Below are 6,643 nucleotides of genomic sequence, written 5' to 3'. Positions count from 1 at the left end.
GCGTTGCGTTGCGTTGCGTTGCGTTGCGTTGCGTTGCGTTGCGTTGCGTTGCGTTGCGTTGCGTTGCGTTGCGTTGCGTCTGGAATTTGCAATGCAAATATACAGAATTTCAACGTTTTATGCAAGTTTTTTGATGTGATTTTCATTGTGAGTTAGTACAAAATTCGGAGCAAATATAAAGAATATTTTTTTAACGAAAAAACATTTTTTATGATTTTTTCACAAGAAACTCCACTCCACAAAAATCATAATTCCTTGTTTGTTTTCAAAAAAATTAGATGAGTTCTCTACAAAAAAATAGAAAAACCACAAAAATAGGATTTGTGGATGTTGTTTCTTGTCGTATATTTGCAGTTCGGATTTAGCTTCTTTTCATACCATGATTGGAAGCCTTTTTATTCGGTTTTTCACTGAAAATCAACTGATTTATTCGATTAACAAACTACATCTGTCAACATCTTTGACGTAAGACCTCGTTCGATGATTTTACCAAACATACATACCCCCCATGACCTACGTCAATTACCGAGAGAACAATTTTCTTTATTGGCGAAGGAAATACGTGACCTCATTATTGATGTGGTTTCACGACAAGGAGGACATTTGGGAGCTAGTTTAGGAGTAGTAGAACTAACAATTGCTCTGCACTATGTATTTAACACTCCTGATGACAAACTTGTTTGGGATGTAGGACATCAGTGTTACCCCCACAAAATACTTACCGACAGAAAAGAAGCATTTGAAAACATACGTCAATTTGGTGGTATCAGCGGATTTCCAAAAATTGAAGAAAGCGTGTTCGATGCTTTTGGCACAGGACATTCTTCAACTTCTATTTCGGCGGTGCTGGGTATGGCTGTAGCATCGGTTTTACAAGGAAATCGAGACCGGCAACACATTGCCGTAATTGGCGATGCCTCTATCGTCAGTGGTATGGCTTTCGAAGCCTTGAATCATGCTTCTACGACCGACGCAAATGTTATTATCATACTGAATGACAATAACATAGGTATTGACCCATCAATAGGAGCTTTAAAAAACTATTTTGAACAGCAGAAAAAGGAAAAAGGAAAAAACGAGTCTTTTTTTAAATCACTGAATATCAAATACAAAGGAATCATTGATGGACATAATATCCCTGAACTTATCACCTCTTTTGAATCTGCGAAAAAGGAAAAAGGTATCCAGCTACTCCACGTAACCACAATCAAAGGTAAAGGTTTAGAAAAAGCTGAAAATGACCAGATTACCTACCATTCTCCTCGAAAATTTGATAAAATCACGGGTGAACAGTATTCAGAAAGTGTGGAACTTCCTGCTAAATACCAAGATGTTTTTGGACTGACTTTAAAAGAGTTAGCCGAACAGAATCCAAAAATTGTAGCTATCACTCCTGCAATGCCAAGTGGAAGCTCTTTGACCCACATGCAACAATCGTTCCCAAATCGAGTTTTTGATGTAGGAATCGCTGAACAACACGCTGTTACATTCTCTGCTGGATTATCCTTACAAGGAATGATTCCGTTTTGTGTGGTCTATTCAACTTTCTTGCAACGAGCGTATGACCAAATAGTTCATGATGTGGCATTGCAAAATATACCCATAATTTTCTGTATCGACAGAGCGGGATTAGTGGGGGAAGACGGGGCAACCCACCACGGTGTTTTTGACATGGCTTTTCTACGGTCTATTCCTAATCTGATAATCGCCTCTCCACGAAATGCCACAGAGCTTCGAAACCTACTTTACACCGCTCAACTCAATGTAGGACAACCCTTTGCAATTCGATATCCACGAGGCAGATGTTCTCAAACTGATTGGCTACAGCCTTTCCAAAAAGTCGAAATCGGCAAAGGAAGACAACTCAAATCGGGAACCAAATACGCTGTTTTAAGTATCGGAAGCATTGCCGATAATGTAACAAAGGCATTGGATTTGTTAAAAAATAGTGAAGAGTATGCTCATTTTGATATAGGTTTCTTAAAACCTTTGGATGAATCACTTTTACACACTATTTTTGCAACCTATACAATCATTTTTACCGTTGAAGAGGGAATCGAAAAAGGAGGGTTTGGAAGTTCCATTGCTGAATTTGCAAACGTTTACAATTATAAAAACAAGCTGAAAATCATAGGTTTACCTGACATTTTCATAACACATGGTAATGTGGAGAGATTACAAAAAATAGTCGGTTTGGATTCCTCCACCTTGGCTGAAAAATTCAGTCTACTGTAGTCAGGAGTTTGTAAGAAACAAGCTCTGCTCTACTCCCTCTCCCAAGGATTGTTCATTGTGGAAGTAAGTAAATAGTTGAAAGTGTTTTGTAAAATCAGTAAAATTGGAGATGAACCCCACCAATTTGGTTACATTCACAAAATTCTACGTACAAACTTCTTCTAAAAAAATGTGTAATCACTAAAAAACAAAACCATTAAAAGTACAATATAGAAATGAAAAAAATCTTACTTACTACCCTTTTGCTTATAAACGCTGTCTCTTTTGCTCAAATCCGAAGGGCAAAAGGAGAGATTCAACCTATAAAAACTTATCCGATCCAGATTATTAAAAATCAAAGAGCTATTGAATTTGCTATTGACCGTTTTAAAAAAGAACAAGAAAAATGGTTTAAATTCAATCGTATCAATTTAAGTATCAGTGAAATGGCTTTCTCAAATTGGAGTGCAGGAGGTGACAATTCGGTAACAGCTTTATTAAATGCTCAGTTCAGACGTCGTTTTTCTGAAACAACCTATTTTTGGGATAATGAATTAGAGATCAACTATGGAGCCAATGCTCAAAAAGGTCGAGGGCCTCGGAAAACGGACGATAAATTTTCGATTACCTCTTCCTTTGGTTATCGTGGAAATTCAAAATCACGTTGGTACTACACCGCTAAATCACAATTTCTGACGCAAATTTACAACGGATATGCCTATCCGAATACGGAAACTGCTATCTCTAAATTCATGGCTCCCGCTCACTTTACGCTGGGGATAGGATTGGAATTTGTACCCGATGCTAAACGCTTTAATATATTCATTTCACCGATAACGCATCGAACTCTTTTTGTTTTAGATAAAACCTTAGCTGATCAAGGTGCCTTTGGTGTCGATGAAGCGGAATATGATGCCAATGGAAATATGATAAAGCCTGGTAAAAAAACTAAATCACAGTTAGGTTTTTATGTATCAGGGAATTGGAGAAAAGAAATTGCTAAAAACATGCAGTTGGAAAATCGTTTCAATTTCTATGGTGACTATCTAAAAAATGTAGGAAATATTGACATAGACTGGGAATCAACCCTTAATTTGAAAGTAAATACCTATGTTCAAGCGCGTATTGGAATACATTTGAAGTATGATGATGACATTAAATTCTATTCATATAAAGGTGCTAACGGTGCTATCCATCAATACGGAGCAAGACCCCAACTAAAACAAATGTTAGCTGCTGGACTTTCTTACACTTTCTAAAAAAAACGTATTAACTCAAAATCATGTTTTTAGAAAACACCACAAATCATTCAGAAAAATTCGGATGGATAGAGGTCATCTGTGGATCTATGTTTTCGGGGAAAACCGAAGAACTCATCCGTAGGTTGCGACGAGCTCAGTTCGCTAAGCAAAAAGTAGAGATTTTCAAACCTGCTCTTGACACTCGTTATGACGAGAGTAAGGTCGTTTCACATAACGCTAACGAAATTCATTCGACCCCTGTACCAACAGCTACTCATATTTTACTACTTGCTGATGGTTGTGATGTAGTGGGAATTGATGAAGCCCAATTTTTTGACAACGAAATAGTAAATGTATGTAATGATCTAGCTAACAGAGGAGTACGGGTTATTGTTGCAGGGTTAGACATGGATTTCAAAGGCAATCCTTTTGGTCCAATGCCTGCACTGATGGCTACAGCTGAGTATGTTACAAAAGTACACGCTGTTTGTACTCGTACAGGCAATTTAGCCCATTTTAGTTTCCGAACTACTGACAATGATGGTCTATTTGTTTTAGGAGAAAAAGAAAGCTATGAACCTCTGAGTCGTGCCGCTTTTTTTAAGGCCATGAAAACAAAAAAAGACAATCGCATTGAAAATACCGAAAAATAATTAAATTTGCCCAAAAATTAGTACCACATACCTATGGAAATTTTATTTACCGCCGATGCCTTAATCGCATTTTTGACCCTCACATTCTTAGAAATTGTTTTAGGAATTGATAACGTTATTTTTATCTCTATCGTTACGGGAAAATTACCTGAAGAAAAACGCAAAAGAGCTACCCAAATCGGATTATTCTTGGCTATGTTCATGCGTATTGCCTTACTGTTTGCCATCACATGGCTTACCAAAATGAAAAGTACACTTTTTACCATTGACTGGGGGTGGTTTACTGCCCACATTAACGGACAAGCATTAATTTTACTCAGTGGGGGTATCTTCCTGATTTACAAATCAACCAAAGAAATCCATGAAAAAGTAAATCATATTGAACACATTACTGACTCAAAAGGGGCAGGACAAAAACGTTCTGTATCTTTCTCCTCTGTTATCTTTCAAATTTTAATGATTGACCTTATTTTTTCTGTGGACAGTATTTTGACCGCCGTGGGGATGACTAATGGTTTATACCCTGCAGAAGTTGAAATATGGGGAATGCGTCCTGAGTTATTCATCATGATTGCAGGAGTAATTGTTTCCGTAATTGTAATGATGAGTTTTGCTGTTCCTGTGGGTAAATTTGTCAATCGTAATCCATCAATCCAAATTTTAGCATTGTCATTCCTAATTTTGATTGGATTCATGCTAACCACGGAAGCTTTGCACCTTTCAGATGCTGTTTTGGCAGGAGAAACTATCGGAGCTGTTCCAAAAGGATATCTATATTTCGCTATTGCATTCTCTTTAGGAGTAGAGTTTCTAAATATGCGTATGCGAAAAAAAACAAGCTAATAACTGACAAATCTAAGACCAATGAACTTTGGCAAACATTTTGAGTATAGAAAAAAGATAATTTTTAATTTTTTTAATCACTATGATGGGATATTACCTTATTATTGGAGCATTAACTTTGGTTAGTTGGCTGGTTAGTTGGCAGTTAAAACGTAAATTCAAGCACTATTCCCAAGTGCATTTACGCAATAACATGTCAGGTGCGGAAATTGCCGAAAAGATGTTACACGACAATGGGATTTATGATGTGAAAGTTATTTCAACACCTGGAATGCTTACTGACCACTACAATCCGATGAACAAAACTGTAAATTTGAGTGAAGGAGTTTACAATCAACGCAATGCAGCAGCAGCAGCAGTAGCTGCTCACGAGGTAGGACACGCTGTACAACATGCTCAAGCATATAAATGGCTAACGATGCGTTCTAAATTAGTCCCTATCGCAAGCGTTTCTTCAAACTTTTCTACTTTCCTGATTATGGGAGGGTTAATTTTGTCTGCGATGTCAAGTTTTGGAATATATGTTGCCATCGCTGGACTGATTATGTCAGCTCTGGCAACGCTATTCACGATCATCACTCTTCCTGTGGAATATGATGCGAGTAACCGAGCTTTGGCATGGCTGAAAAACAAGAATATGTTAGCCCCTCAAGAATATGCAGGTGCTGAAGACTCTTTAAAATGGGCTGCAAGAACCTACTTGGTAGCTGCTTTAGGGTCATTGGCTATGCTTGTTTATTGGGCCTTGAAAATCGCAGCCGCTTCAAGAGAATAAATTTTAAGAGTATTATTTAAATAATCAAATCCCGATTTTGGAAAAACCAACTTCGGGATTTGTTATTTTTTAGGAAAAAGTTTCTAATTTTCGCCACTGTTCTCGAGAAACTTTAATGGATAAGTCGTTTTCCATAAAGACATAGGGCTTTACTATTGTTTTAATAAAAACTTTATTAATAACAGATTTTCGATTATGAGCCACGAAATAGTCAATCTGAGATTCCTCTAACAAAGTAAAGATTTCTTCCCAAGTTTGTTTCAGTTCGTACGAACAATTATTCTTCAAATATAACATTTTCAAACGTGTTCCTTCCTGTTGTAAAACGGCAATAAATTCCGACATAAAAATACGTACCTTTCCCAAAGATGTGTCTATCAAAATACCCTCAGATTCTTTGCTTTCTGCTGAGCTTCCTTTTTTGGAAACCGATTTGATAGCTTGTTTTTCGGCTTCTCGAACATAGCTTTGTAGATGATTCGTTAGGTTTTCATATATGGGTTTAACGATGTATTTATTAACTATTGGAAAATCGTTGATGATTCGTTGAGGGATTTCAGGATTTTCTGACTGATATCCTGTAAAAAATATAACATAAGGATTATAATTTTCAATTGTTGAAATGTAATTCAAAATCTGATACGCATTACCTCCACGAATGCTCCAGTCTGAAAAAATCATTTCTGGAAGATGTTGCGTAATTTTTTCAATCGCATCGGTCAATTCCGATGAAAACTCCAAGGCCTCCCATTGCGGATAGCTTTGCATACGAATACGGATATTTTCCCAAACATTGGTATCGTCCTCAACGACAATATATCGAAATTTCATGATTAATATTTTTTTAATATTTTATCAATTTAATTGAATTTTATTTATATAAAATAGCCTTTCCTTTTCTTTTTATTAAGGGGGGG

The 6,643-nt window shown here is 36.8% G+C and carries 6 protein-coding genes; 5 read left to right on the top strand and 1 reads right to left on the bottom strand.

The features are described 5' to 3' along the window. Nucleotides 1–480: 480 nt before the first annotated feature. The 5 genes from CCAND38_RS07815 to CCAND38_RS07795 all read left to right on the top strand — a co-directional run bounded on the left by CCAND38_RS07815 (nt 481) and on the right by CCAND38_RS07795 (nt 5,726). Nucleotides 481–2,235 (top strand): 1-deoxy-D-xylulose-5-phosphate synthase, encoded by a 1,755-nt coding sequence (locus CCAND38_RS07815; protein ID WP_082024977.1) that lies wholly within the window; start codon nt 481–483, stop codon nt 2,233–2,235. A gap of 215 nt (nt 2,236–2,450) precedes the next feature. Continuing rightward, nucleotides 2,451–3,473, top strand: coding sequence for a DUF3078 domain-containing protein (locus CCAND38_RS07810; protein WP_042008829.1), 1,023 nt, complete (start codon nt 2,451–2,453; stop codon nt 3,471–3,473). Between the two features lie 23 nt (nt 3,474–3,496). Further along, nucleotides 3,497–4,108, top strand: a complete 612-nt coding sequence (locus CCAND38_RS07805) for a thymidine kinase (RefSeq protein ID WP_042008828.1) — start codon at nt 3,497–3,499, stop codon at nt 4,106–4,108. Nucleotides 4,109–4,141: 33 nt separating this feature from the next. Beyond that, nucleotides 4,142–4,951 carry a TerC family protein gene (locus tag CCAND38_RS07800; protein WP_042008825.1) on the top strand — a complete coding sequence of 270 codons (810 nt, stop codon included), beginning with the start codon at nt 4,142–4,144 and terminating at the stop codon, nt 4,949–4,951. A gap of 82 nt (nt 4,952–5,033) precedes the next feature. Further along, complete coding sequence (locus CCAND38_RS07795) at nt 5,034–5,726, top strand: zinc metallopeptidase (RefSeq protein WP_042344705.1); 693 nt, start codon at nt 5,034–5,036, stop codon at nt 5,724–5,726. 69 nt (nt 5,727–5,795) lie between these two features. On the opposite strand, the gene CCAND38_RS07790 is transcribed toward CCAND38_RS07795, so the two are convergent. Further along, a complete protein-coding gene (locus CCAND38_RS07790) occupies nt 5,796–6,557 on the bottom strand; it encodes a response regulator (protein WP_042344704.1) in 762 nt (253 codons plus the stop codon). Nucleotides 6,558–6,643: the final 86 nt, after the last annotated feature.

It is taken from the genome of Capnocytophaga canis (assembly GCF_000827555.1).
Lineage (GTDB): Bacteria > Bacteroidota > Bacteroidia > Flavobacteriales > Flavobacteriaceae > Capnocytophaga > Capnocytophaga canis.
This window is presented reverse-complemented; position numbering and strand designations above follow the sequence as displayed.